23 protein-coding genes and 1 riboswitch are annotated in these 24,105 nt (G+C 72.5%); of the genes, 16 read left to right on the top strand and 7 right to left on the bottom strand.

Annotated elements, in window-relative coordinates; translation table 11 throughout:
* The first annotated feature begins 39 nt into the window (after positions 1-39).
* The 5 genes from uvrC (at position 40) to AB9M23_RS16445 (ending at position 6,576) form a co-directional block, all read left to right on the top strand.
* A complete protein-coding gene (gene uvrC, locus AB9M23_RS16465; protein ID WP_372425656.1) occupies positions 40-2,130 on the top strand; it encodes an excinuclease ABC subunit UvrC in 2,091 nt (696 codons plus the stop codon).
* A 99-nt stretch (positions 2,131-2,229) separates the two neighbouring features.
* Positions 2,230-2,335, top strand: a riboswitch (TPP riboswitch).
* A 62-nt stretch (positions 2,336-2,397) separates the two neighbouring features.
* Positions 2,398-3,438 (top strand): thiamine ABC transporter substrate binding subunit, encoded by a 1,041-nt coding sequence (gene thiB / locus AB9M23_RS16460; protein ID WP_372425655.1) that lies wholly within the window; start codon positions 2,398-2,400, stop codon positions 3,436-3,438.
* Positions 3,435-5,012 carry an ABC transporter permease family protein gene (locus AB9M23_RS16455; protein ID WP_372425654.1) on the top strand — a complete coding sequence of 526 codons (1,578 nt, stop codon included), beginning with the start codon at positions 3,435-3,437 and terminating at the stop codon, positions 5,010-5,012. Before thiB ends, AB9M23_RS16455 begins: the two co-directional genes overlap by 4 nt.
* On the top strand, positions 5,006-5,722 hold the full coding sequence (locus tag AB9M23_RS16450; protein WP_372425653.1) for a thiamine ABC transporter ATP-binding protein: 717 nt from the start codon (positions 5,006-5,008) through the stop codon (positions 5,720-5,722). Before AB9M23_RS16455 ends, AB9M23_RS16450 begins: the two co-directional genes overlap by 7 nt.
* 74 nt (positions 5,723-5,796) lie before the next feature.
* Positions 5,797-6,576: a TVP38/TMEM64 family protein gene (locus tag AB9M23_RS16445; RefSeq protein ID WP_372425652.1), complete on the top strand. Its 780-nt coding sequence runs from the start codon at positions 5,797-5,799 to the stop codon at positions 6,574-6,576.
* A 299-nt stretch (positions 6,577-6,875) separates the two neighbouring features.
* Here the strand turns inward: AB9M23_RS16445 and AB9M23_RS16440 are convergent, their stop codons facing one another.
* Both AB9M23_RS16440 and dgcA read right to left on the bottom strand, forming a co-directional pair.
* On the bottom strand, positions 6,876-8,105 hold the full coding sequence (locus AB9M23_RS16440; RefSeq protein WP_372425651.1) for a phenylacetate--CoA ligase family protein: 1,230 nt from the start codon (positions 8,103-8,105) through the stop codon (positions 6,876-6,878).
* A gap of 251 nt (positions 8,106-8,356) precedes the next feature.
* Positions 8,357-9,343 carry an N-acetyl-D-Glu racemase DgcA gene (dgcA, locus tag AB9M23_RS16435; RefSeq protein WP_372425674.1) on the bottom strand — a complete coding sequence of 329 codons (987 nt, stop codon included), beginning with the start codon at positions 9,341-9,343 and terminating at the stop codon, positions 8,357-8,359.
* Positions 9,344-9,447: 104 nt separating this feature from the next.
* Here dgcA and AB9M23_RS16430 point away from each other — a divergent pair, with 104 nt between their 5' ends.
* From AB9M23_RS16430 to AB9M23_RS16415, 4 genes are read left to right on the top strand one after another with little or no spacing between them, the layout of a single operon-like run.
* Positions 9,448-10,617 carry an ABC transporter permease gene (locus AB9M23_RS16430; RefSeq protein WP_372425650.1) on the top strand — a complete coding sequence of 390 codons (1,170 nt, stop codon included), beginning with the start codon at positions 9,448-9,450 and terminating at the stop codon, positions 10,615-10,617.
* Between the two features lie 4 nt (positions 10,618-10,621).
* Entirely contained in the window at positions 10,622-11,434 is an 813-nt protein-coding gene (locus AB9M23_RS16425; protein WP_372425649.1) for an ABC transporter ATP-binding protein, read from the top strand.
* Positions 11,435-11,443: 9 nt separating this feature from the next.
* Positions 11,444-13,384, top strand: a complete 1,941-nt coding sequence (locus AB9M23_RS16420; protein ID WP_372425648.1) for an MlaD family protein — start codon at positions 11,444-11,446, stop codon at positions 13,382-13,384.
* A gap of 55 nt (positions 13,385-13,439) precedes the next feature.
* Positions 13,440-14,057 (top strand): ABC-type transport auxiliary lipoprotein family protein, encoded by a 618-nt coding sequence (locus tag AB9M23_RS16415; protein ID WP_372425647.1) that lies wholly within the window; start codon positions 13,440-13,442, stop codon positions 14,055-14,057.
* Between the two features lie 6 nt (positions 14,058-14,063).
* On the opposite strand, the gene AB9M23_RS16410 is transcribed toward AB9M23_RS16415, so the two are convergent.
* From AB9M23_RS16410 to AB9M23_RS16400, 3 genes are read right to left on the bottom strand one after another with little or no spacing between them, the layout of a single operon-like run.
* Entirely contained in the window at positions 14,064-15,503 is a 1,440-nt protein-coding gene (locus tag AB9M23_RS16410; RefSeq protein ID WP_372425646.1) for an ATP-binding protein, read from the bottom strand.
* A gap of 5 nt (positions 15,504-15,508) precedes the next feature.
* Positions 15,509-16,264 (bottom strand): response regulator, encoded by a 756-nt coding sequence (locus AB9M23_RS16405; protein WP_372425645.1) that lies wholly within the window; start codon positions 16,262-16,264, stop codon positions 15,509-15,511.
* Positions 16,261-16,812 (bottom strand): MarR family winged helix-turn-helix transcriptional regulator, encoded by a 552-nt coding sequence (locus tag AB9M23_RS16400; protein WP_372425673.1) that lies wholly within the window; start codon positions 16,810-16,812, stop codon positions 16,261-16,263. Before AB9M23_RS16400 ends, AB9M23_RS16405 begins: the two co-directional genes overlap by 4 nt.
* Before the next feature lie 271 nt (positions 16,813-17,083).
* Between AB9M23_RS16400 and AB9M23_RS16395 the strand changes: the two genes are divergently transcribed.
* The 3 genes from AB9M23_RS16395 to AB9M23_RS16385 all read left to right on the top strand — a co-directional run bounded on the left by AB9M23_RS16395 (position 17,084) and on the right by AB9M23_RS16385 (position 19,208).
* Entirely contained in the window at positions 17,084-17,971 is an 888-nt protein-coding gene (locus tag AB9M23_RS16395) for a branched-chain amino acid aminotransferase (RefSeq protein ID WP_372425644.1), read from the top strand.
* Between the two features lie 419 nt (positions 17,972-18,390).
* A complete protein-coding gene (locus AB9M23_RS16390) occupies positions 18,391-18,741 on the top strand; it encodes a hypothetical protein (RefSeq protein WP_372425643.1) in 351 nt (116 codons plus the stop codon).
* Positions 18,738-19,208, top strand: coding sequence for a ribonuclease toxin HepT-like protein (locus AB9M23_RS16385; RefSeq protein ID WP_372425642.1), 471 nt, complete (start codon positions 18,738-18,740; stop codon positions 19,206-19,208). The genes AB9M23_RS16390 and AB9M23_RS16385 overlap by 4 nt, the downstream gene beginning before the upstream one ends.
* A 5-nt stretch (positions 19,209-19,213) precedes the next feature.
* Here AB9M23_RS16385 and AB9M23_RS16380 read toward each other — a convergent pair whose 3' ends face one another.
* Both AB9M23_RS16380 and AB9M23_RS16375 read right to left on the bottom strand, forming a co-directional pair.
* Complete coding sequence (locus AB9M23_RS16380; protein ID WP_372425641.1) at positions 19,214-19,819, bottom strand: flavin reductase family protein; 606 nt, start codon at positions 19,817-19,819, stop codon at positions 19,214-19,216.
* A 10-nt stretch (positions 19,820-19,829) separates the two neighbouring features.
* Entirely contained in the window at positions 19,830-20,390 is a 561-nt protein-coding gene (locus AB9M23_RS16375) for a nitroreductase family protein (RefSeq protein WP_372425640.1), read from the bottom strand.
* A 150-nt stretch (positions 20,391-20,540) separates the two neighbouring features.
* Here AB9M23_RS16375 and AB9M23_RS16370 point away from each other — a divergent pair, with 150 nt between their 5' ends.
* The 4 genes from AB9M23_RS16370 (at position 20,541) to rpoH (ending at position 24,063) form a co-directional block, all read left to right on the top strand.
* Positions 20,541-21,458, top strand: a complete 918-nt coding sequence (locus tag AB9M23_RS16370) for an RgsD C-terminal domain-containing protein (protein ID WP_372425639.1) — start codon at positions 20,541-20,543, stop codon at positions 21,456-21,458.
* Between the two features lie 73 nt (positions 21,459-21,531).
* On the top strand, positions 21,532-22,383 hold the full coding sequence (locus AB9M23_RS16365) for a rhomboid family intramembrane serine protease (RefSeq protein WP_372425638.1): 852 nt from the start codon (positions 21,532-21,534) through the stop codon (positions 22,381-22,383).
* A gap of 107 nt (positions 22,384-22,490) precedes the next feature.
* Entirely contained in the window at positions 22,491-22,919 is a 429-nt protein-coding gene (locus AB9M23_RS16360; protein WP_372425637.1) for a CBS domain-containing protein, read from the top strand.
* Between the two features lie 232 nt (positions 22,920-23,151).
* Positions 23,152-24,063 carry an RNA polymerase sigma factor RpoH gene (gene rpoH, locus AB9M23_RS16355; RefSeq protein WP_372425636.1) on the top strand — a complete coding sequence of 304 codons (912 nt, stop codon included), beginning with the start codon at positions 23,152-23,154 and terminating at the stop codon, positions 24,061-24,063.
* The last annotated feature ends 42 nt before the right edge of the window (positions 24,064-24,105 follow it).

Genomic DNA, 24,105 nt, shown 5'->3' with positions numbered 1-24,105 from the left:
CTTCCCCCTCGCACGCCGGTCGCATACATCTCGCCCACGATGATCGACGCCCCCGAATCCCCGCCGCCGACGACCGATCCCGACGCGCCGCTCCCGCCGGAAGCCGCGGACGCGCAGGGCACGCGTGCGGCCTTCGACTTCGAGGCGCCCGCCGAGCTGAAGGCCGGGATGTCCGTGATCCGGCGCTTCTGGGAGACCCTGCCCAACGCGCCGGGCGTCTACCGCATGATCGACGCCGCCGGCGAGGTGCTCTACGTCGGCAAGGCCAAGAACCTGAAGTCGCGGGTGGGCTCCTACGCGCGGGGCTACGCGCACTCGAACCGCATCGCCCGGATGATCGTCGACACGGCGGCGATGGAGTTCGTGACGACGGCGACCGAGACCGAGGCGCTGCTGCTCGAGACGAACCTGATCAAGCAGCTCAAGCCGCGCTACAACGTGCTCCTGCGGGACGACAAGTCCCTGCCCTACATCCTGCTCACCGAGGACGCCGCGCGCGCGCCGCAGCTCGTCAAGCATCGCGGGTCGAGGAACCGCAAGGGCGCCTATTTCGGGCCCTTCGCCTCGGTCTGGGCGGTCAACCGCACGATGACCGCGCTCCAGCGCGCCTTCCTGCTGCGTACCTGCACGGACAGCTACTACGACAACCGCACGCGCCCCTGCCTTCTCCACCAGATCAAGCGCTGCGCCGGCCCCTGCACGGGAGAGATCGGCAAGGAGGAGTACGCGGCCCTCGCCGGCGAGGCGCAGGCCTTCCTCGCCGGCCGCTCCAGCGCGGTGAAGGAGCGGCTCGCCGCCGACATGCAGGAGGCGGCCGAGGCGCTCGAGTTCGAGCGCGCGGCGCGCTACCGCGACCGCATAGCGGCGCTTTCCGCCATCCAGGGGTCGCAGGGGATCAACACCCAGTCGGTGGAGGAGGCGGACGTCGTCGCCATCGACGAGCAGGCCGGGGCCTATTGCGTCGAGGTGTTCTTCTTCCGCAACTGGCAGAACTGGGGCAACCGCGCCTACTTCCCCAAGGCCGACAAGGGCCTCGCGCCCCAGGAGGTGCTCGCCTCCTTCGTCTCGCTGTTCTACGCCGACAAGCCGCCGCCGCGCCTGGTGCTGCTCTCGCACGACATCGAGGAGCGCGACCTCGTCCAGAAGGCGCTGACGCTGAAGGCCGGCCACAAGGTGGAGGTGCACGCCCCCAAGCGCGGCGAGCGCCGCGCCATCGTCGAGGCGGCCCTGCGCAACGCCAAGGAGGCGCTCGGCCGGCGCCTCGCGGAGCGCTCCTCGCAGGCGAAGCTGCTCGACGTGCTCGCCCAGGCCTTCGGCCTGGCGCGCGCGCCCCGGCGGGTGGAAGTCTACGACAACTCGCACATCATGGGCACGAACGCGGTCGGTGCCATGATCGTCGCCGGCGTCGGCGGCTTCATGAAGCAGCACTACCGCACCTTCAACATCAAGTCGCAGGACCTCACCCCCGGGGACGACTTCGGCATGATGCAGGAGGTGCTCGGCCGGCGCTTCGCGCGGCTGGTGAAGGAGCATCCCGATCGCATTGTGCATGCCCGCGAGGCATCGGCGGACGAGCCGGAGGAGGCGCACGAGATCGAGGACGCGCCGATCGCGGGAGCCCCCGAGACGGAGAGCGAGGAGGAGGAGCTCGAGGCCGCGGCAGCGAACGACGAGGAGTTCCCCGCATGGCCCGACCTCGTGCTCATCGACGGCGGCGCGGGACAGGTCGCTGCCGCGCGCAAGGCGCTGGCCGAGATCGGCGTCGCCGACGTGGCCGTCGTCGGCATCGCCAAGGGCCGTGACCGTGACGCGGGGCGCGAGACCTTCTTCGTCGAGGGCAGGAACCCGTTCAAACTGCCGCCGCGCGACCCGGCGCTCTACTTCGTCCAGCGCCTGCGCGACGAGGCCCACCGCTTCGCCATCGGCACCCATCGCGCCAAGCGCAAGCGCACGATGGTGCAGAACCCGCTCGACGAGATCGCCGGCATCGGCCCCGCCCGCAAGCGCGCGCTCCTCCACCACTTCGGCACGGTGAAGGCCATCCAGCGCGCCGCGCTCGAGGACCTGATGAAGGCCCCCGGGGTCAACGCCGCGACGGCGAAGGCGGTCTACGACCACTTCCACGACTGACGGGCCGCTCCAGCCGCGTCGGGCGCCGCGGCCGGCCGCGCCGCCCGCGCGACGCCGTGCGGCCCCGCTTGCGCCGGGACGCGGGCGGGTCTACACCCGGCACGTCTCACGGGGTGCTCCGACGGAGCTGAGAGGCGCGAGTGCGCGCCAACCCGTCGAACCTGATCCGGGTCGTACCGGCGTAGGGATGAGCGACGGGCCGCGCGCTGCGGCCGCCTCCGCACATCGTCGCCCGTCCGCCCCGGCTCTCGCGAACCGGAGCCGCCGATGCACACGCCCCTACGCCCCTCGCCCGCCATGCGCCTCGCCCTCGGGCTCCCCGTCCTGGCGGCGGCCCTCGCCACGCCGCCGACGCCGGCCGCCGCGCAGGAGCGGCCGACGCTCACCGTCTACACCTACTCCTCCTTCGTCGGCCGCTACGGCCCGGGCGAGGCCATCGCCGAGCGCTTCGAGGCCGCCTGCGGCTGCGATCTCGAATGGGTCACCGCGGACGACGCGGGCTCGCTCCTCGGCCGGCTGCGGCTCGAGGGCGCCTCGACCCGGGCCGACGTCGTCCTCGGCCTCGACATGAACCTCGCCGCGCAGGCCCGCGCGCTCGACCTGTTCGCGCCCCACGGCATCGCGCCCGGCCCGCTCGACATGCCGGTCGCGTGGCAGGACGAGACCTTCCTGCCCTACGACTGGGGCCATCTCGCCTTCGTCTACGACACGACCCGCCTCGAGACCCCGCCGGAAAGCCTCGAGGCGCTCTTCACGGACCCGGAGGGCCCGAGCGTCGTCCTCCAGGACCCGCGCACCAGCGCGCCCGGCTTCGGGCTGCTGCTCTGGTCGAGCGCCGTCTTCGGCGAGGGGATGGCCGACGCCTGGGCCACGCTGACGCCACGGGTCGTGACCTTCACGACCGGATGGTCGGAGGCCTACGGGCTCTTCCTGGAGGGCGAGGCGGACATGGTGCTCTCCTACTCCACCTCGCCCGCCTACCACCGCTCGGTGGAGGACGAGACCCGCTACGAGGCCGCCCGCTTCGCGGAAGGACACTACCTCCACGTCGAGATCGCCGGCGCGACGCGCACGACCGACACGCCCGAGCTCGCCCGCGACTTCCTGCGCTTCATGCTCGACGACGGCTTCCAGAGCCTGATCCCGGAGGGCAACTGGATGTACCCGGCGCGCCTGCCGGAAGGCGGCCTGCCGGAGAGCTTCGCGGGGCTGATCGAGCCCGGCGAAGCCTTCCTGTTCGACTCCGATCGCGTCTCCGCCGAGCGCCGGGCGCTCATCGACGCCTGGCTCGAGGCGACGACGCGGTGAGGCGGGCCGCCGGGCTGCGTGCGCCGCATCCGGGCGCGCTCGTCGCGCTCGCGCTGGCGGGGCTCGCGGCGGCGGCGTTCGGCGCGTTGATCGGGGCGGCGCAGGACCGGCCGAGCGTGCTCGCGCTCGACGCCTACCTGCGCCGCATCCTCGTCTTCTCCCTCGGACAGGCCGCGCTCTCGACGGTGCTGTCGCTCGTCCTCGGCGCGGCGCTGGCACTGGCGCTGGCGCGGCGGCGCTTCCCGGGGCGGAGCCTCGCGCTGGCGGCGCTCGGGGCGGCGGCGGTGATGCCGGCGATCGTCGTCGTGTTCTCGGTCGTCGCGGTCTACGGACGCTCGGGCTGGCTCGCGGCGGGGATCGAGGCGGCGGGGCTCGCGCCGAGGCCGAACCCATTCGGCTGGCCGGGCATCCTCGTCGCCCACGTCTTCCTCAACGCCACGCTCGCCGCCCGCGTCTTCCTCGACGCGCTGTCGCGCGCACCCGCGGAGCACTGGCGGCTCGCCGCGATCCTCGGCTTCGGGCCGCGGGCGACCTTCGCGCATCTCGACTGGCCGATCCTGAAGCGCGAGGCGCCCGGCCTCGCGGGGCTCGTCTTCCTCCTGTGCTTCACCAGCTTCGCCATCGTGCTGACGCTCGGCGGCGGGCCGGGCAAGGCGACTCTCGAGGTGGCGATCTTCTCGGCGCTCAGGGTCGAGCTCGACTTCGCCCGCGCGGCGATGCTCGCCGGCCTCCAGCTGGCGATCTGCCTGTCGCTGACGCTCCTGCTGCACTGGGCGGTGACGCAGGCCCCCGTCGCGCCCACCGAGCGCCTGCCGATCGCGCGTCCGGACTGCGCTGACCCGCGCCTGCGCCTCCTCGACCTGGTCGTGCTGGCGCTCGGCGGCGCGCTCGTCCTGCCGCTGCTCGCGGCGACGCTGGAGGGCGCAGCCGCGCTGCCGCGGGTGCTCGACGGCGACCTCGCCCGCGCCGCGACGACGAGCGTGACGATCGCCCTCGTCTCCGCCGCCCTCGCCTGCGCCATGGCGATCGCGCTCGCGGGCGCGGCGCAGGCGGCACGGGAGCGCAGGCGCGGGCGGCTCGCGGCGGCATACGACGTGCTCCCGGCGCTGGTGCTGGCGATCCCGCCCTTCGCGCTGACGGCGGGGCTCTTCCTCCTGCTGCGCGGACGGGTCGGCGCCACGGAGGCCGGGTTCGTGCTGCTCCCCCTCGTCAACGCCATCGGCGCGCTGCCCTTCGCCTACCGCTTCCTCGCCCCGGCTCTCGCCACGAGCGCGGAGCGCCACGGGCGCCTCGCGGCTCTGCTCGGGCTCACGGGCCTGCGCCGCCTCGCCATCGTCGACTGGCCGGTGTTGCGCCGCCCTCTCGCCGGCGCCTTCGCCTTCGCGGCCGCCCTCTCCTTCGGCGATTTCGGCATCGTCGCGCTGTTCGGCGGGGCGGAACTGCGCACCCTGCCCTACCTCCTGTACGAGCGCCTGGGCGCCTATCGCCTCGACGAGGCGGCGGCGATCGGGCTCCTCCTCGTCGCGGCCGCCTTCGCGCTCTCCGCCTTCGCCACACGGATGGCCCGATGCTGACGATCGACGCCTGCCGCCTCGCCTGGCCGGACTTCGAGGCGGAGTATGCGCTCGAGGCCCCAGCGGGATCGATGCTCGCGATCGTCGGCCCCTCCGGCGGAGGCAAGACCACGCTGCTCAACACGATCGCCGGATTCGAGACGCCGGTCTCCGGGCGCCTCGCCTTCGACGGGCGCGACCTCCTGCCGCTTTCGCCGGCCGAGCGGCCGGTGGCGATGATGTTCCAGGACAACAACCTGTTCGCCCATCTCTCCGCCGCGCAGAACGTCGCGCTCGGCATCCGCCCGTCGCTGCGGCTCGCCGAGCCCGACCGCGCGCGGGTGGCGGAGGCGCTCGCGGCGGTCGATCTCTCGGGGCTCGAGGCGCGCCGGCCGGAGCAGCTCTCGGGCGGCCAGCGCCAGCGCGTGGCGCTGGCGCGCGCGCTCGTCTCGCGAAAGCCGCTCCTCCTGCTCGACGAGCCCTTCGGTGCCCTCGATCCAGGCCTGCGCCGCGAGATGATCGCCGTCGTCGACGCCCTGCGCCGTTCGCGCCGCATCACCGTGCTGATCACGATCCATACCCCCGAGGACGTGCTCGACCGGGCGGACTCCCTCGCCTTCGTGGCGCGCGGGCGCGTCCTCGTGCAGGATGCGCCCCGCGCCGCGCTCGATCCGGCGCGCGACCCGGCGATCGCCGCCTTCGTCGGTCACGGGGCGCCCGCGAAGTCGTGACCGGCCCGTGACCCGCCTACGCGTTACAAGCCCGGTGTCCGCGCGAAGGAGCGTCGACACCGGGAGAAGGCACCATGACCGCGATGCAGGACACCCAGGACGACATCACCGCCGGCACCGGCGCCGACCGCCCTGCGGGCAAGCCCTCCCGCGGCCCGCTTCGGCGCTTCGGGCCGCTCGTGGCGCTCGCCGCCGTGATCGGCGGCGCCTTCGCGCTGGGTCTGGACGAGTACGTCTCCTTCGAGGCCCTGCGGGCGAACTCCGAGCGGCTGCAGGCCTTCGTGGCGGACGGCTTCGTCCTCGCCGCGCTCGCCTACGTGGCGGTGTACGCGATCGTGGTGGCGGCCTCGCTGCCCGGCGGCGCGGTGCTGACGATGACCGGCGGCTTCCTGTTCGGCGTCTTCGCGGGCACCGCCTTCGCGGTCGTCGGCGCCACGATCGGCGCGACGGGCGTCTTCCTGATCGCCCGCACGGCGCTCGGCGACGCCCTGCGCGAGAAGGCGGGCGGCGCCATCGCCCGGATGGCGGAGGGTTTCCGCAAGGACGCGTTCAACTACCTGCTCTTCCTGCGGCTCGTGCCGGTCTTCCCCTTCTTCGTCGTCAACCTAGCCCCCGCCTTCCTGGGCGTGAGCCTGCGCACCTACGTCGTCGCGACGCTGATCGGCATCGTGCCCGGCGCCTTCGTCTTCGCGTCGGTGGGCGCGGGCTTCGAGAGCGTGATCGCCCAGGGCGGCGAACTCTCGGCCTCGGGCGTGCTGACGCCGGAGGTGATCACCGCCCTCGTCGGGCTAGCGGTGCTGGCGCTGATCCCGGTCGTGGTGCGGCGGTGGCGGGAGAGGAAGGCCGGCGGGTGAGGGCGGTGCGGTTCGACGCCCACCGGCCGAACGAGCGAGCCCGCCGGGAGGTCTCCCCCTCGGCGGGCTCTACGATGTCTCGCCGTGCTGAGCACCGAGGCGCTCGCGCATGAGGCCAATCGGGGTCCGAAGACCTCAGCGGGCAGCCCCGGCGAGGTGACAGCGCTGACAAAGAGACACTGGATCACCTCCTTTCGCTTGGTTTCGACGGGAACCAAGATAGGCGGCGAATCGCCGGGCGGGAAGGGGGCGCGCGGCTCTTTCCGCGCCCGAAGATCGGGCAGACGCCGCCGCTTTGGTCACCCGACCGGGCGCTCGTCGGCGATCACCTTGCCGTCGTCGGGCAGGCTGCCGGGGGCGACGAGGGCGACCTCGCCGCGCAGCTTGAGCACCGCACGCACGCTCTCCTCCAGCGCCTGCTTCAGCGCGGGCGTCGCCTGCGCCGCCTCGGCGTTGAGCGTCATCGCGTCGCTCTCGCCGGCGCGCCGCACCACGAGGCGGGCCTTGCCGACCTCCGGATGGCGCCGGGCGATCTCGGCGACCTGCTCGGGTCGCACGAACATGCCCTTGACCTTGGTCGTCTGGTCGGCGCGGCCCATCCAGCCCTTGATCCGCGAAGCCGTGCGCCCGCACGGGCTCGGCGCGAGGAGCGCGGCGGTGAGGTCGCCGAGCGCCAGGCGGATCACCGGATGGCGGGGCTCGAGCGTCGTCACCACGATCTCGCCGACCTCGCCCGGCGCGACCGGCAGGCCGTCGGGCCCGACGATCTCGAGGATCACGTCCTCGTTGACGACCATCCCCTCCCCGGCCGGCGTCTCGTAGGCGATGAAGCCGATGTCGGCGGTGGCGTAGGCCTGGCGTGCGACGACGCCGCGCGACGCGAGCTCCGCCTGCAGGGACTTCGGGAAGGCCGCGCCGGAGACGACCGCCTTCGTGATGGAGGAGGCGTCGCGACCCTTCTCGGCGGCGGCGTCGAGCAGGATCTTGAGGAAGTCCGGCGTGCCGGCATAGGCGACGGGGCGCAGGGTCTCGATCAGGTCGAGCTGCGCCTCGGTGTTGCCGGGGCCGGCGGGGATCACCGAGCAGCCGAGCGCGCGGGCGCCCGAATCCATGATGAAGCCGCCGGGCGTCAGGTGGTACGAGAAGGTGTTGAGCACGACGTCGCCCGGACGCAGCCCGATGGCGTGGAGCCCGCGGGCGGCACGCCAGGGGTCGGCACCCGCCCCTTCGGGCTCGTAGATCGGGCCGGGCGAGGTGAACAGGTGCGGCAGGCCGTGGGTGCCGTCGGGCAGGAAGCCGCCGAAGGGCGGGCTCTCCTTCTGCAGGCGCGGCAGGTCGGACTTGCGCAGCACGGGGAGCCGCGCGAGCGCCGCGCGGCCGGTCACGCCGGCGGGGTCGACGTGGCCGAGGTGCTTCTGCCAGCCCGGCGCGCGCAGCGCCGCTTCGATCACGCCGGGCAGCCGCGCGAACAGGTCGCCCTCGCGCGCGGCGGGATCGCGCGTGTCGCGCGCGTCGTAGAACTCGCTCATCGGGCGTCTCCTCGCGGTCCGTTGGTCGGTCGGCGCTCATAAGAGCCACGCCCGAGACGATCCGCAAGGCGCCGCTCCTCTTCTTCCTCCCCGGAGGGGAGGAGTCCGCGCGGAACGCGCGGGCGGTGGGGCCGTTCGATCATGCGAGCGAGCGGCATCGCCGCCCTCCCCACCCTCCGGCCTTCGGCCTCCGTCCTCCCCTGCGGGGAGGATCTGGACAAGCGGCCGTCGGAGACGTCGCAGACGCCCTCTCAGCCCCAGAGCGCGCGCTCCGGCGGGTGGACGAGCGAGCCGTCGAAGCGCAGCGCGTGCTCGCGGTCGCGCGCCAGCAGCAGGGGGCCGTCGAGGTCGACGAAGCGGGCGCGGGGCGCGAGCAGCATGGCCGGGGCCATGGCCAGCGAGGTCGCCAGCATGCAGCCGACGAAAACTCCCATGCCCCGCGCCTGCGCCGCCTCGGCGAGCGCCAGCGCCTCGGTGAGGCCGCCGGTCTTGTCGAGCTTGACGTTGACGAGGTCGTAGAGCCCGACGAGCCGCTCCAGGCTCGCCCGGTCGTGGGCGCTCTCGTCGGCGCACAGGGGCACCGGCCGGTCGATGCCGCGCAGCGCCTCGTCCTTCGAGGCGTGGAGCGGCTGCTCGACGAGGGCGAAGCCCGCGTCCGCGCACGCGGCCATCAGCGCGGGCAGCGCCTCGAGGCTCCAGCCCTCGTTGGCGTCGGCGATGAGGGTCGCGTCCGGCGCGCCGCGACGCACCGCGGCGATGCGCGCGGCGTCGCCGTCGGGCGCGCCGAGCTTGATCTTGAGGATCGGCCGCGCGGACGCCTTGGCGGCGGCCTCCTCCATCGCCTCGGGCCCGTCGAGCGAGATCGTGTAGGCCGTCGTCGCCGGACGCAGCCGGTCGACGCCCGCCGTGACGGCGGCGGGCACGCCCGAGCGCTTCGCGTCGAGGTCCCACAGCGCACAGTCGACGGCGTTGCGCGCCGCGCCGGCGGGCAGCGCGTCCTGCAGCGCCTCCCGGCTCATGCCGCCCTCGAGCGCCGCGCGGACCGACTCGATCTGCGCGACGACGCTCTCCACGCTCTCGCCGTAGCGGGCGTAGGGCACGCACTCGCCGCGACCGTTCGCCCCGCCCTCGGAGAGGGTGACGAGGACGACGACCGCCTCCGTGCGCGATCCGCGGGAGATGGTGAAACGGCCGGCGATGGGGAAGGCTTCGGCGGCGACGGTGAGGCTTCGGTACATCATGCCACAGGAATAGACCGGCCGGCCTCGACTCGGGAAGCCCGTACGCGCTATCACCCATGCACCATGCGTATTGGCGATCGACGGGTCGAGCCCACGTGTCCGTGACCGACGCGCCCCAGGCGACGGCTCCCGAGGAGGAGCGCCGGCCGGCTCCGCAGGCGGACGCCGCGACGGGCGCGCTCGCCCTCTCGGGGGACTGGACTGCGGGGTTCGGGTCCGCGCTGGAGCACGCCGCGCGCAGGCTCGTCGAGTCGGCCGAGGCCACGAGCACGGGCGGCGCGACGACCCTCGATCTATCGGGCATCACGCGCCTCGACACGGCGGGCGCGGTCGCGATCGAGCGGGCGCGCCGCGCCATCGCCGCGTCCGGCCGTGAAGCGCGCGTTCGCGGGGCGAGCGACCGGCACGAGGCGCTCCTGCGGGAGGTCTCCGGCGCCGCGCTCGAGCTTCCCGAGCGGGCGCGCACCTCGCCCTTCGTGGATTTCCTCGTCCAGGTGGGCAAGGTGATGACGGACGCGGGGCGCGACCTCGTCTCGGGCATCGTCTTCCTCGGCGAGGTGATGATGGCGCTGCTGCGCGTCGCGGCGAAGCCGTGGCGCTTCCGGGGCACGGCGCTCGTCAACCAGATCGACCTGATCGCCCTGCGCGGCCTGCCGATCATCCTGCTCATCTCCTTCGTGGTGGGCGCGATCATCGCCCAGCAGGGCATCTTCCAGCTGCGCCAGTTCGGGGCCGCGACCTTCGCCGTCGACCTCATCGGCATCCTGGTCCTGCGCGAGCTGGGCGTTCTCCTGTCGGCGATCATGGTCGCCGGCCGCTCGGGCTCGGCCTTCACCGCCGAGATCGGCGCGATGAAGATGCGCGAGGAGATCGACGCCCTGCGCGTGATGGGCCTCGACCCGATCGAGGTCCTCGTCGTGCCGCGGCTGCTCGGCCTCGTCATCGGCCTGCCGCTGCTCGCCTTCTGCGCCTCGATGTCGGCGATCCTCGGCGGCGGGCTCGTCGCGTGGGTCTACGGCGACGTCGCACCCGACGTCTTCATCGCCCGCCTGCGCGAGGCGATCAGCCTCTCGACCTTCCTGGTCGGCCTGATCAAGGCGCCGTTCATGGCGCTGATCATCGGGATCATCGCCTGCATCGAGGGACTCGCCGTCAAGGGCTCGGCGGAATCGCTCGGCCAGCACGTGACCGCGTCCGTGGTGAAGGCCATCTTCATGGTGATCGTTCTCGACGGCCTGTTCGCCATGTTCTTCGCCGCGCTGGACTTCTGAGGCCATGGACGAGCCGCGCCGCATCGACGACCTCGCCCCCCCGCCGGAAGGCCGCGAGCGCATCATCGGCGTGCGCGGGCTGGAGGTCGGCTTCGGCGACAAGACGATCTTCCGCGACCTGGACCTCGACGTCTTTCGGGGCGAGATCCTCGGCTTCGTCGGCGGCTCGGGCACCGGAAAGTCCGTGCTCACCCGCGCGATCCTCGGCCTCCTCCCCACCCGCGCCGGCTCGATCGAGATCTTCGGGCGCGACCGCGCGGGGCTCTCCGCACGCGAGCGCCAGGCGATGGAGACGCGCTGGGGCGTGCTCTTCCAGAACGGCGCGCTCTTCTCCGGGCTCACCGTCAAGCAGAACGTGCAGATGCCGATGCGCGAGCACCGGGACCTGTCGCAGGGGATGATGGACGATCTCGCCATGCTCAAGATCGAGATGGTCGGCCTCAAGCCGGACGCCGCCGACAAGTTTCCCGCGGAGCTCTCGGGGGGCATGATCAAGCGCGCGGCGCTGGCCCGGGCGCTCTCGCTCGACCCCGACATCGTCTTCCTCGACGAGCCGACCTCGGGTCTCGACCCGATCGGCGCCGCCGAATTCGACGAGCTGATCGCGACATTGCGCGACACGCTGGGACTGACCGTGTACATGGTCACCCACGACCTCGACAGCCTGTTCACGGTCTGCGACCGGATCGCGGCGCTCGCCGAGCAGCGCGTCATCGCGGAGGGGCCGATCGAGACCATGCTGGCCTCGGACCATCCGTGGCTGCGATCCTACTTCCACGGCAAGCGCGCGCGCGCGGTCGCATCCGAGAGCGCGTGAGGGACGATCATGGAAACGCGTGCCAACTACGCCATCATCGGGCTCTTCACCCTCCTCGTCGTCGCCGCGGCGTTCCTGTTCGTCTACTGGTTCGCGGTCAGCGAGAGCGCGGGGGCGCGGGCGCAGGTGCGGATCGTCTTCGAGGGCTCGGTGGCCGGTCTCTCGCGGGGCGCGCCGGTGAACTTCAACGGCATCCGGGTCGGCGAGGTGACGAACCTCGCGATCGCCCGGGACAATCCGGGCCGCGTCGTCGCCGACGTCACCGTCGACCCCTCCGTCCCGCTGCGCCGGGACACGCGCGCACGGCTGGAGTTCCAGGGACTCACGGGCATCGCGTCGGTCGCCCTGTCGGGAGGCAGCCCCGACGCGGTACCGCTGCTGCCGCACGACGAGCCCGGACCGCCCGTCATCGTCGCGGAGCCGTCCGACTTCCAGGACCTCATCGAGAGCGCCCGCAACATCGCCCGGCGCGCCTCGGACGTGTTCGATCGCTTCGACGCCCTCGTCTCGGAGAACGACGAGGCCGTCGCCGCGACGGTGCAGAACGTGGAGGCCTTCTCCCGCGCGCTGGCGGAGAACGCTCCGGCGATCGACCGCTTCCTGGAGCAGGTCGGCGAGGCGGCCGGGCGCATCGCGCCGCTGGCCGATTCCCTCGACGAGCTGTCGCGCAACGTCAACGACATCGTCGCCGCGATCGATTCCGAGAGCGTCGCGCGCTCGGTCGACAACGTGGAGACCTTCACGCAGACACTGGCCAATTCCGAGGCGCAGGTGGCGCAGGCCTTCGAGGACGCGGCCGCGCTCGTCTCGCGCCTCAACGAGACCGCCGCGAGCGTCGAGGCGACGGTGGCCGGCGTGCGTGACTTCGTCGCCGCGCTCGACGCGGAGGCGCTCGACGCGACCGTGGCCAACGTGCGCGACTTCTCGCAGACGCTGGCGGACAATCGGGAGGACGTCGCGGCCGTGATCGCCAACTCGCGCTCGCTGACGGAGACGCTGGAGGCGACCGCGCAGCGCCTCGACGGCACGGTGGGCCGCGTCGACGCCCTCGTCGCGGCGGTCGACCCGCAGACGGTCGGCGCCACGCTGGAGAACGCCCGCGCCTTCTCGCAGACCCTGGCGGACACGAGCGCGGACCTGACCGCCACCCTGGCGGACGCCCGCGAGATCGCCGCGGCGATCGACCCGGACGTCGTCCGGTCCACGCTCGGCAACGTCGAGGGCTTCTCCCGGACGCTCGCGGCCAATCGCGAGGCGGTGGAGCGGGTGATCGCCAACACCGAGAGCTTGACGCAGACGCTGGCGCAGACCTCGACGCGGCTCGACGGCGCCATCGACCGGGTGGAGACGCTCCTCGGGGCGGTGGATCCCGCCGCGGTCTCCGAGACGGTGGAGAACGCCCGCGCTTTCTCGCAGACCCTCGCCGACAACCGCGAGAACGTCACCCTCGCGCTCGAGGAGATCGGACGCATCGCGCAGGCGATCGATTCGGAGCGCATCGAGCGCGTCATCGCCAACGTCGAGAGCTTCTCGCGCACGCTCGACGAGAACTCCGACGACATCGACCTCGTCATCGCCAACGCCGTCTCGATCTCCGAGCAGCTCGAGGCCTCCGCCGGGCGCGTCGACCGCGTGCTCCAGGCGGCGGAGGACTTCCTCGGCACCGCCGCGGGCGACGAGGGCGAGGCGCTGTTCGACGAGATCCGCGACGCGGCGGCCGCGATCCGCATCCTCGCGGAGAATCTCGACGTGCGCACGCAGGCGCTCACGGACAACATCGGCAGCTTCACCGGCACCGGCATCCAGGAGGTGCGCGGGCTCGCCGAGGAGGGCCGGCGCGCGCTCCAGGACATCGGCCGAGCCGTGCGCTCCATCGAGCGCGACCCGTCGCAGGTGATCTTCGGCGGTGACGGCAGCGGGGGCGTACGCGAGTACCAGGGCCGGCGTTGACGCGGCGGCGGGGTTCGTATTCGGATGACGGTGGTTCTTCGGGGGGCGTGAGGCCATGAGCGAAACACGACACGGCGGACGAGGGCGCATCCTGGCCGCCGCGCTGGCGCTGGGGTCCGTCGCCGTCCTCGGCGGGTGCGCCTCCGCGCCCGCGCTCGTGACCTACGGGCTCGCGGCGCCGGTGGAGCGCGTGTCGGCGCCGATGCGGCTGCCGGGCCTCGTCCTCGTCGTCGAGCCCTCGGCGATCGAACTCTACTCCACCGAGCGGGTCGTCGTGCGCGAGCCCGACGGGGCGCTGTCCTACCTCCCCGGCGTGCAGTACGCCGACCAGCTCCCCGCCCTCGTCCAGACGCGCCTCGTCGAGACCTTCGAGAACGCGAGCCGGCACGGCGGCGTCGCCCGGCCGGGCGACCGCGTCACGCCCGACTGGCAGCTCAACTCCTCGATCCGCACCTTCTGGATCGACGTCGACACGCGCCAGGCCGTGGTCGAGATCGCCGTGCGCGCCGTCGCGGAGGCGAACGGGCGCGTCGGAGCCGCGCGGGTGTTCACGGCCCGCGTCCCGGTGGCGGCGATCGAGGGGCGCGCGGCGATGCAGGCCCTCGAGGCGGCGCTCGCCGAGGTCATGCTCGACATCGTGCGCTTCGCCGGCACGGGCGGGGGCAACGCCTGAGGCGCGTCAGCCGGGCAGCCGGACCACGGCGCGCAGCCCCCCCAACGGCGCGTCCTCCAGCGCGATGTCGCCGCCGTGCGCGCGGGCGATGTCGCGGGCGATGGGCAGGCCGAGCCCCGATCCGCCCTCGTCCTGGTTGCGCGCCTCGTCGAGCCGCACGAAGGGCTTGAACACTTCCTCGCGGAGCGCCTGCGGGATGCCGGGACCGTCGTCGTCCACCGTGATCGTCAGCCAGCGGCCCTCGTGCACGGCGCGCAACGCGATCGTGTCGCCGTGGCGCGCGGCGTTGGAGACGAGGTTCGTGAGCATGCGCCGGAACGCGTCCGGCCGCACGATGATGCGGGCGTCTCCCTCGATGGCGAGGGTGACCGGATGACCCTGGCGCCGCGCGTCGGAGACGACCTCCTCGAGCAATCCGGAGAGATCGACCTCCACCGCGCTCTCCCCGGCGTCGCCGCGGGCGAAGGCGAGGTAGCCCTCGAGCATGCGGGTCATCTCGTCGACGTCGCGGCGCAGGTCCTCGACGTCCGGCGCGTCCATGAGCGCGAGCGAGAGCTTGAAGCGGGTGAGGATGGTGCGCAGGTCGTGCGAGACGCCGTTGAGCATCGTCGTGCGCTGCTCGCGGGCGCGCTCGATGCGCCGCTTCATCTCGATGAAGGCGTGGCCCGCCTGGCGCACCTCGCGCGCGCCGCGGGGGCGGAAGTCGGTCTCGCGGCCCTTGCCGTAGCTCTCCGCCGCCTCCGCGAGCGTCAGGATCGGGCGGATCTGATTGCGCAGGAACAGGATGGCGATCGCCATCAGGACCAGCGACGAGCCGATCATCCACAAGAGGAAGATGTGCGAGTTCGAGGCGTAGGCCTGGCTGCGGCGCGCCACCACCCGCATGACGGCATTGTCGAGCTTGATGCGGATCTCGATGAGGTTCGAGCGCCCCAGCGTGTCGATCCAGAACGGCCGGCCGATCTGCCGGGCGATCTGCTCGGAGAGCGCGGCGTCGAGGATCGAGAAGAAGGGCTTGGGCCCCGGCGGCGGCAGGTCGACGCCCCGCTGGATCTCGACGTCGAGGCCGAGCCGCTGGGTGGCGATGCGCCGGAGCGTGCGGCCTTCCTCGTCCTGCGGGTAGGTCTCCCACACGTCGATGAGCGCCGCGATGTCGGCGGTGACGGCCGAGGAGAGGCGCATCGTCACCGTCTGCCAGTGCCGCTCCATGAAGACGTAGGCGATGATCGACTGGAGCAGCACGATCGGCACGATCACGATGATGAGCGAGCGGGCGTAGAGGCCCTTGGGCATCATGGAGCCCAGCCAGCGCGCGCCGCGCCCGTAGACGCGCCCCGAGGTACGGATCGGCGCGCCGACGGCGCCCAGCGTCCGGCGCAGGACCCCGGGCGGCGGGAGCGTCTGCCGGGGTGTCGTCTCCTTCGGGGCGGCACCGGCGCCGTCCATCGCGCTCACCGCTCCGCGACGAGCCGGTAGCCGACCCCGCGCACGGTCTGCAGGACGAGGGGGTTGGCCGGATCGACCTCGATCTTGCGGCGCAGGCGGTTGATCTGCACGTCGACGGTGCGCTCGTTGAGCGCCGCGCCGGCGCCCGAGAGGTCCTCGCGCGGGACGTTCTCGTTCACGCGCCCGCCGAGGATCGTCAGGATCTCGCGCTCGCGCTCGGTGAGCCGCACCGCCTCGTCGCCGCGCCTGAGGTCGCCGCGGTCGAGCCGGAAGACGAAGGGCCCGAAGCGGATCTCCTCGCCGGGCGCCGCCTCCCCCGCGGGGGCCGCCGGCGCGGCGCGCTTGAGGATGTTGCCGAGCCGCAGCACGAGCTCGCGCGGCTCGAAGGGCTTCGAAAGGTAGTCGTCCGCCCCGATCTCGAGGCCGGTGATGCGGTCCTGCGCGTCGGTGCGCGCGGTGAGCATGAGGATCGGCGTGTCGGAGGTCTCGCGCACGGCGCGCGCGTAGGCGAAGCCGGTCTCGCCGGGCATCATCACGTCGAGCACCAGCGCGTCGAAGACGAAGTGCTCGGATTTCGCCCGCGCCTCGGCGGCACTCGCCGCGGCGGTGACGCGAAAGCCGTTTTCGGCGAGGTACTTGGAGATGAGGTCGCGCAGCCGCCGGTCGTCGTCGACGACGAGCACGTGCGGGGCGTGGTCGGGAACCTCGATGCGGGCGTCCCCCGCGGCCGGCACGGTACCGACCCCCTGCGCGTCCGTCATGTCGCTCCTCCGGAACCGCCGTTTCCGCCAGCGTCCGGGCCGCCCTCCGGCCCGCCGACCCGGCGCGTCACGGCGGCGCGCCCGTCGGGATCGATCATGGCGATGAGGAAGTCCACCACCGCCGCGCGGCCCTCCGGCGGCGTGTCCGCGAGCGCACGGCCGACCCGGCCGGTCTGCAGCCGCGCGAGGCGCAGCGCCAGCGCGCCGCCGTCCCGCGTCGGGAAGAGCAGGCGCTGGCGGCGGTCGGTCGTCCCCGGGCGGGCCTCGACGAAGCCCTTCTCGATCAGCTCTTTCAGCACGCGGTTCAGGCTCTGCTTGGTGATCCGCAGAATCTCCAGGAGTTCGGCGATCGTGAGGCCGGGATTGCGCGAGACGAAATGCAGGACGCGGTGATGCGCCCTCCCGAAGCCGTAGTCGTCGAGGATGCGGTCGGGATCGGAGACGAAGTCCCGGTAGGCGAAGAAGAACAGCTCGATCAGGTCGTAGGCCGGCACGTCCGGATCGCCGCCGGCGGCCTCGCGGGCGTGGGCGCGCGCGGCATCGCGCACGCGCTCCGAGGCCGCGGTCTCGGAGGCCGCGGGATCTCGTGCATCGTCTGCCGTCCTGGCGGTCGCCTCGGTCACGTCGGAAAATTTCCTTCCCCGGTTATGTCAGCCTTGTTGACATATCTCAGGCGGATTGTTACTCGTCAAGCCGGAACGACGAAATGATCGATCGTTCTGGGCTCCATATGGGTAATCCCGTGTCGCTGCGGACACGGATCGCGACATGGAGCCGCCCCGCCGCGCAAAGGCCCGCATTTCAAGGAGAAGCGGTCTCATGTCCCCTCTGCCCTTCGATCAACGGGACGGCCTGATCTGGCTCGACGGCACCCTGGTGCCGTGGTCCGAGGCCAAGCTGCACGTGCTCTCTCACGGATTGCACTACGGCTCCTCCGTATTCGAGGGCGAGCGCGCCTACGGCGGCGTGATCTTCAAGTCGACCGAGCATTCGCAGCGCCTGCGTCGCTCGGCCGAGGTGCTCGACTTCGAGATTCCCTACTCGGTCGCCGAGATCGACGCGGCCAAGGAGCTCGTCCTCGCGAAGGCCGGCCTCGTCGACGCCTACCTCCGTCCCGTCGCGTGGCGCGGCTCGGAGATGATGGGCATCTCCGCGCAGGCGAACACGATCCATCTCGCCATCGCCGCCTGGGATTGGCCGAGCTACTTCAAGCCCGAGGAGCGCATGAAGGGCATCCGCCTCGACATGGCGCAGTACCGCCGGCCCGATCCGGCGACGGCGCCCTGCCACTCCAAGGCGGCGGGCCTCTACATGATCTGCACGATCTCCAAGCACGCCGCCGAGCGCAAGGGCTACGCAGACGCGCTGATGCTCGACTGGCAGGGGCGCGTGGCTGAGTGCACCGGCGCCAACGTGTTCTTCACCCGCGACGGCGCGATCCACACGCCCATCGCCGACTGCTTCCTCGACGGGATCACCCGGCGCACGGTGATCGACCTCGCCAAGCGGCGCGGCTTCGAGGTGATCGAGCGCCGGATCCTGCCCGACGAGCTCTCGACCTTCAACGAGTGCTTCATCACCGGCACGGCCGCCGAGGTGACCCCCGTCTCCGAGATCGGCCCCCACCGCTTCACGCCGGGCAACATCACGATGACGCTGATGGAAGACTACATGTCCGAGGTCCGCCCCCGCGCCAAGGCGGCGTGAGGGGAAAGTCCCGGTTCTCTCGGGCTGCCGCTCCGCCCGCGTTCGGAGCGCAGCGGCAGTCCACCGCCGAGAAGCCTCGCGCTGTCCAGCCCTGCAAGGGTTCTCCTTCCCTGTAGGGGAAGGTGTCTCGCCGCGTAGCGGCGAGACGGATGGGGCGCGCGAAGCGCGTTCGGCGCAGCCGAAATGCGACAGCGGCAGCTGAAAACGCCGTTTCCGCTTCGCGGAACGTGTCGCTGCGCGCCGCGCCCCATCCGTCACCGGCTTCGCCGACGACACCTTCCCCTACACGGAAGGAGAACCGCCGCCCCCTCGGTGCGCAAGCGCGTGCCGAGGGTGAGAGGCACGCGGATCTGCGAGCCTCCCTGCTCGAGGCGATGGCGAGCGTTCCCAATCGGGTGCCGGCACTGTATCCTCGCACCATGACCGACGCCGCCGTCCCCTCCGTCGTCCTCACCCTCCCCGAGCGCAAGGCGCGCGAGGCGGGGCGCCGGGCGGCCGCGGTCGCGGCGGTGTCTGCGCGGCTCGCCGCCTACGCCCGCGCCCATGGCGGGCGCTACCTCGTCTACGGCTCGGCCGCGCGCCGGGCCATGCGCCACGACAGCGATCTCGACGTCCTCGTCGACTTCCCCGCCGCGCTCCACGCCGAGGCCTGGCGCTTCGCCGAGGACGCCTGCGCGCGGGCGCGGCTGCCGGCCGACATCCGCCCGCTGGCCTGGTGCACCGAGCGCTTCCGCGCGCATGTCTCGGCCGATTGGGTGGAGCTCGCATGAGCGACGCGCGCTGGATCGAGATCGACGCCGACGTCGCCTCCGCCCTGACGCATTTCGGCCGTGCGGTCGAGATCTTCGAGGCGGGCGGCCTCGACGGGGACGATCTCGAGGCCTACAAGAGCCGCATGGCGCTTCTCCAGGCGATGCAGGCCGGCCATACCTCGCTGGAGGCGGCGCTGGAGCGCATCCTCGTCCTAATCGGCGAGGAGAAGCCGGTCTCGTCGGACAGCTATCACGCCGACCTCGTCAGGCGCGCCTCCACGGCGATTCCGGGCGCGCGCCCGCCGATCCTCGTCGGGCCGCTCGCCCGGGCGGTCGACGAGACGCGTCGGTTCCGGCACGTCGCGCGCAAAGCCTACGATGGCTTCGAGGTGCCACGGGCCGAGCCGGCGGTCGCGGCGGCACGCGTCGTGCGCGACGCGCTCGCGGGCGCGATCGCCGCCTTCCGCCGTGCCCTCGACGGCTGACCGCCTCAGCCGCCCGCGGGTCGCGTCAGCGAGAACCGCGTCTCGGCGGTCGCCACGAAGTAGTCGCGATAGCCGGCCCGCGCGATCGGCTTCATGGCGGCCGTGTCGAGCAGCCCGTCCACGAGGAAGCGGTCGTCGATGTGCACGCCCACCACCTGGCCGATCGCCATCGTGTAGCGCGTCCCGCCGTCGAGCGCGGTGAGGGGCACGACCTGCAGGAGCTTGCACTCGAGCGCGACGGGGCTCTCCGCCACCCGCGGCGGCGCCACGAGGCGCGAGGGCGCGGGCGTGAGGCCGGCATGGCCGAACTCGCTCTCGCCGCGCGCAAGCGGCGCGGAGGTCGCGTTCATCGCCTCGCGCAGGTCCCAGGTCGCGAGCGAGCAGACGAACTCCCCGGTCTCGCGCACGAAGGCGAGCGCGTCCTTCTCCCCGTCCGAGGAGAATGCGACCATGTGCGGCCGGTCGGAGACGGCGTTGAAGAAGGAGTAGGGCGCGAGGTTGACCCGCCCCTGCCCGTCGACCGCGCTGATCCAGCCGATCGGGCGCGGCGCGACGATCGCCTTGAACGGGTCGTGCGGGAGCGGGTGGCCGGCGGCGGTCTCGTAGAACATCGCCGCGCCCTCACAGCCGGGTGACGATGTCGGCGAGCTCCGGCCGCGGCCGGTCCGCCATCACCGTCGCCGGCGTGCCGATGTGCACGAAGCCGGCGATGCGCTCGTGCGGCGCGAGGCCGAGCACGTCGAGGACCCTCCGGTCGAAGGCGACCCACTCCGTGATCCAGGTGGCGCCGAAGCCGTGCGCCTTCGCGGCGAGCAGAAGGTTCTGGCAGGCGGCGCCGGCCGACAGGATCTGCTCCCATTCCGGGATCTTCGGGTGGGGCGCGGCGCGCGAGACCACGGCGACGCAGATCGGGGCGCGCACGAGGCGTCCGCGCTCGAAGGCCCGCTCCTCCTCGCCCGCCTCGGGCCTGTCGGCGAGGAAGGCGGCCTCGATCGTCTCGCCGATCCGCGCGCCGGCGGCGCGGTCGATCACCAGGAAGCGCCAGGGGGCGAGGCGGCCGTGATCGGGCACGCGCGCGGCGATGCGCAGCATGTCGTCGAGGGTCTCGGCGTCGGGACCGGGCTCGCCGAGCTGCTTCGTCGGGCTCGAGCGGCGGGTGCGAAGGGCGTCGAGAAGGGTCATGTCGTCCATCGTCTGTCCACAATCGATGCCGATCGGTATAAGCACTTCCGGGCACGGGCGCGAGCCGCGCGCGTGCATGGGTCCCCTCGCCCGCCGCACACGTCGTCCACCAGCCCCTTTCCGATGGCCCACCGCAGATCACGAGCCCCGATGCCGCTCCCGTGCCGGATGCCTCCGAGGCCCGCCCGTCCCGCGATCCGCGCCGGGCCGGCGGCGCTGCTCCTCCTCGCGCTCGCGGCGCTCTCGCCCGCCGCGCTCTCGCCCGCCCGGGCGCAGGGCGGCTCGTCGGAGGCGATCGACGCGCTGCCCGTCCTGCCGCAGGCGGGCGAACTCGCGCTCGCCGCCTTCCACGCCGAGACCGGCGAGCCGATCCTGGAAGGGCTGATCTGGCGCGTGTTCGAGCTGCGCGAGGGTGCACCGATCCTCGTCGCGCGCGAGGAGGCGGCGACGCCGCGGGTGTCGCTGCCGCCGGCGAACTACATGGTCCACGTCTCCTGGGGCTTCGCCTCCGCCATGCGCCAGGTGACGATGCACTGGGGCGACGTGGTCGAGCGCCTCGTCATCAGCGCGGGCGGCCTGCAGGTGCGCGGCGTCGTCGGCGACCGGCCGATCCCCGGCAACGACCTCACCTACGCCGTCTACCTGCCGATCGGGGACGACGCCGAGGGGCGGCTCGTCGTCGCGGAGGCGCGGCCCTCCGACGTCGTCCGCCTGCCCGAGGGCGCGTACCACGTCGTCTCCACCTACGGCGACGCCAACGCCTCGATGCGCGCCGACCTCTCGGTCGCGGCGGGAGAGGTGACGATCGCCACCTTGAACCACCGCGCGGCGCGGGTGACCCTCAAGCTCGTCGCCGACGAGGGCGGCGAGGCCTTCGCCGGCACCGCCTTCTCGGTGCTGACGCCCGGCGGCGACGTGGTGCGCGAGGCGATCGGCGCCTTCCCCTCGGTGGTGCTGGCGGAGGGCGACTACGTGCTGATCGCCCGCCACGAGGGGCGCGTCTTCACCCGCGAGTTCCGTGTCGAGAGCGGGCTCGACCGCGACATCGAGGTCCTGGCGGACGGGTGAGGCACCCCTCGTCCGCCCTTGCGTCGCGGGCCTCTTCGCCGCACTGAGGGACGCCCGCCCCCCCGGAGAGAGCATGCAGCCGGACCGCTTCGAGACCACCCCGCCCCCGGCCCCGCCCCCGGAAGGCCCTCCCCGCAAGCCCCCGCGCGAGCCGGCCTTCAACCTGCCGGGCGTCGTCGTCGCGTGCATCGGGCTGATCGTCGCGATCCATGCCATCGTGGGACTGATGGGGCTGGAGGGCCGCTTCGGCATCCTCGTCTATTTCGGCTTCGTGCCGGCGCTGTGGACGACGTGGCTCGACGCGGACGCCACGAGCGAGATCGCGCGGCGCATCCTGGAGGGCGACCCGATCGCCATGCAGCGCGACATGGGGTTCGCGCGCATCGTCATGCAGGAGGGCTCGGGCGGCGTCTGGACGGCGCTCACCTACGCCTTCCTGCACGGGTCGTGGATGCACGTCGGCCTGAACGCGGTCTGGCTCGCCGCCTTCGGGACGCCGATCGCGCGGCGGCTCGGCCCCGAGCGCTTCCTCTGGCTCGCGGCGCTCGCCGCGATCGCGGGGGCGCTGATGCACTGGGCGACGCACGCCTACGACGTCACGCCGATGATCGGCGCGTCCGCGGTCGTCTCGGGCATGATGGCGGCGTCCGCGCGCTTCGCGTTCACGCCGCGGGGCTTCGGCTGGCTGCCGCCGCACCTCGCCCCGCGGCTCGGGCTCGGCGAGATGCTGCGCAACCGCACCGCCATGCTGTTCATCGGCGTGTGGCTCGCGATCAACCTCGTCTTCGGCGTCGCGGCGGTGCCGCTCGGCCTCGCCGACGGCGGCGGCATCGCCTGGGAGGCGCACGTCGGCGGCTTCCTCGCGGGGCTCCTCCTGTTTCCCTGGTTCGATCCGTCGCCGCGGCCGCCGCGCGACCTCGCTTGAAAAAGCCGCCGTCGTCTTCCATCCTGGCGTGCCGTCGCCGGGCGGAGCGGCCGGGAAGAGCCGCGCGCGGCGACACGAGGCGCGACACGAGTTTCGTGGAGGAAACGATGACGGTCAGGCAGGTTCTCGCCGAGAAGGGCGAAGGCGTCGTGACGCTCTCGCCCGATTGCAGCCTCGCGGAGGCGGCGCGTCTGCTGTCGGAGAGGCGCATCGGCGCGGTCGTCGTCAGCGGCGCCGACGGGCGGGTCGACGGCATCCTCTCGGAGCGCGACATCGTGCGCGCGGTCGCGCGGGAGGGCGCCGGCGCGCTCGAGGCGCGGGTGGCGCAGTGGATGACCCGCGAGGTCGTGACCTGCGCCCGCGAGGTGGCGATCGACGACCTCATGCAGACGATGACGCAAGGAAAGTTCCGCCACGTCCCCGTCGTCGAGGAGGGCCGCCTCGTCGGCATCGTCTCGATCGGCGACGTGGTGAAGCGGCGCGTCGCCGCGATCGAGGCGGAGGCGCGGATGCTCAAGGAGTACATCGCCGGCTGACGTGCCGGGCGGGCACGGGACCCACGCCCCGCCGGGCCGCGGCCGAGCGCCGCCCCGCAATTCGCCGCGAACCGGCGAACCATTCTTCACGCGTGCGTTACCCTGTGTGGGGTCGGGTCCGCCCCGACCTTCAAAACGCTCGATTCGCGTCCTATATTCCGGTGAAGGCGCGGTCGTCCCGAGGAGGCCGCGCAGTGGTCCGCCCGTCGCGGGGACCGAAGGAGGAGAAGACATGGCCGGCGCGCTACCCGTACTCGCCAACGAAGGCGGTCTGTCCCGCTACCTGGACGAGATCCGCAAGTTCCCGATGCTCGATCCGGCCGAGGAGTTCATGCTCGCCAAGCGCTGGCGCGAGCATGGCGATTCCGAGGCCGCCCACAAGCTCGTCACCTCCCATCTGCGCCTCGTGGCGAAGATCGCCATGGGCTACCGCGGCTACGGCCTGCCGATCTCCGAGGTCGTCTCGGAGGGCAACGTCGGCCTGATGCAGGCCATCAAGCGATTCGAGCCCGACAAGGGGTTCCGTCTGGCCACCTACGCGATGTGGTGGATCAAGGCGGCGATTCAAGAATACATCCTGCGCTCGTGGTCCCTCGTGAAGATGGGCACGACCGCGAACCAGAAGAAGCTCTTCTTCAACCTGCGCAAGGCCAAGAGCCGAATCTCGGCGCTGGACGAGGGCGACCTGCGCCCCGACCAGGTCAAGGAGATCGCCACCCGGCTGGGCGTGACCGAGCAGGACGTCGTCGATATGAACCGCCGGCTCGGCGGCGACGCGTCGCTCAACGCGCCCCTGCGCGAGGAGGGCGAGGGCGAGTGGCAGGACTGGCTCGTCGACGGCGCCGCCTCGCAGGAGACGATCCTCGCCGCCGAGGAGGAGGGCCAGAACCGCCTCGCCGCGCTGCGCGAGGCGCTGGGCGTCCTCAACGAGCGCGAGCGCCGGATCTTCGAGGCGCGGCGCCTCTCCGACGACCCGATCACGCTGGAGGACCTCTCCACCGAGTTCGGCGTCTCCCGCGAGCGCGTCCGCCAGATCGAAGTGCGCGCCTTCGAGAAGGTGCAGGACGCGGTGAAGAAGAACATCGCCGCGATCGAGGCCGCGCCGGGACGGCCGCGGGAGCTGACGGACATGCGGGCGGGGTGATTGGTGCGTGAGGTAGCGTCTCCACCCCGCATCAACAAATGT

Source organism: Salinarimonas chemoclinalis (genome assembly GCF_041514305.1).
Lineage (GTDB): Bacteria > Pseudomonadota > Alphaproteobacteria > Rhizobiales > Beijerinckiaceae > Salinarimonas > Salinarimonas chemoclinalis.
This window is presented reverse-complemented; position numbering and strand designations above follow the sequence as displayed.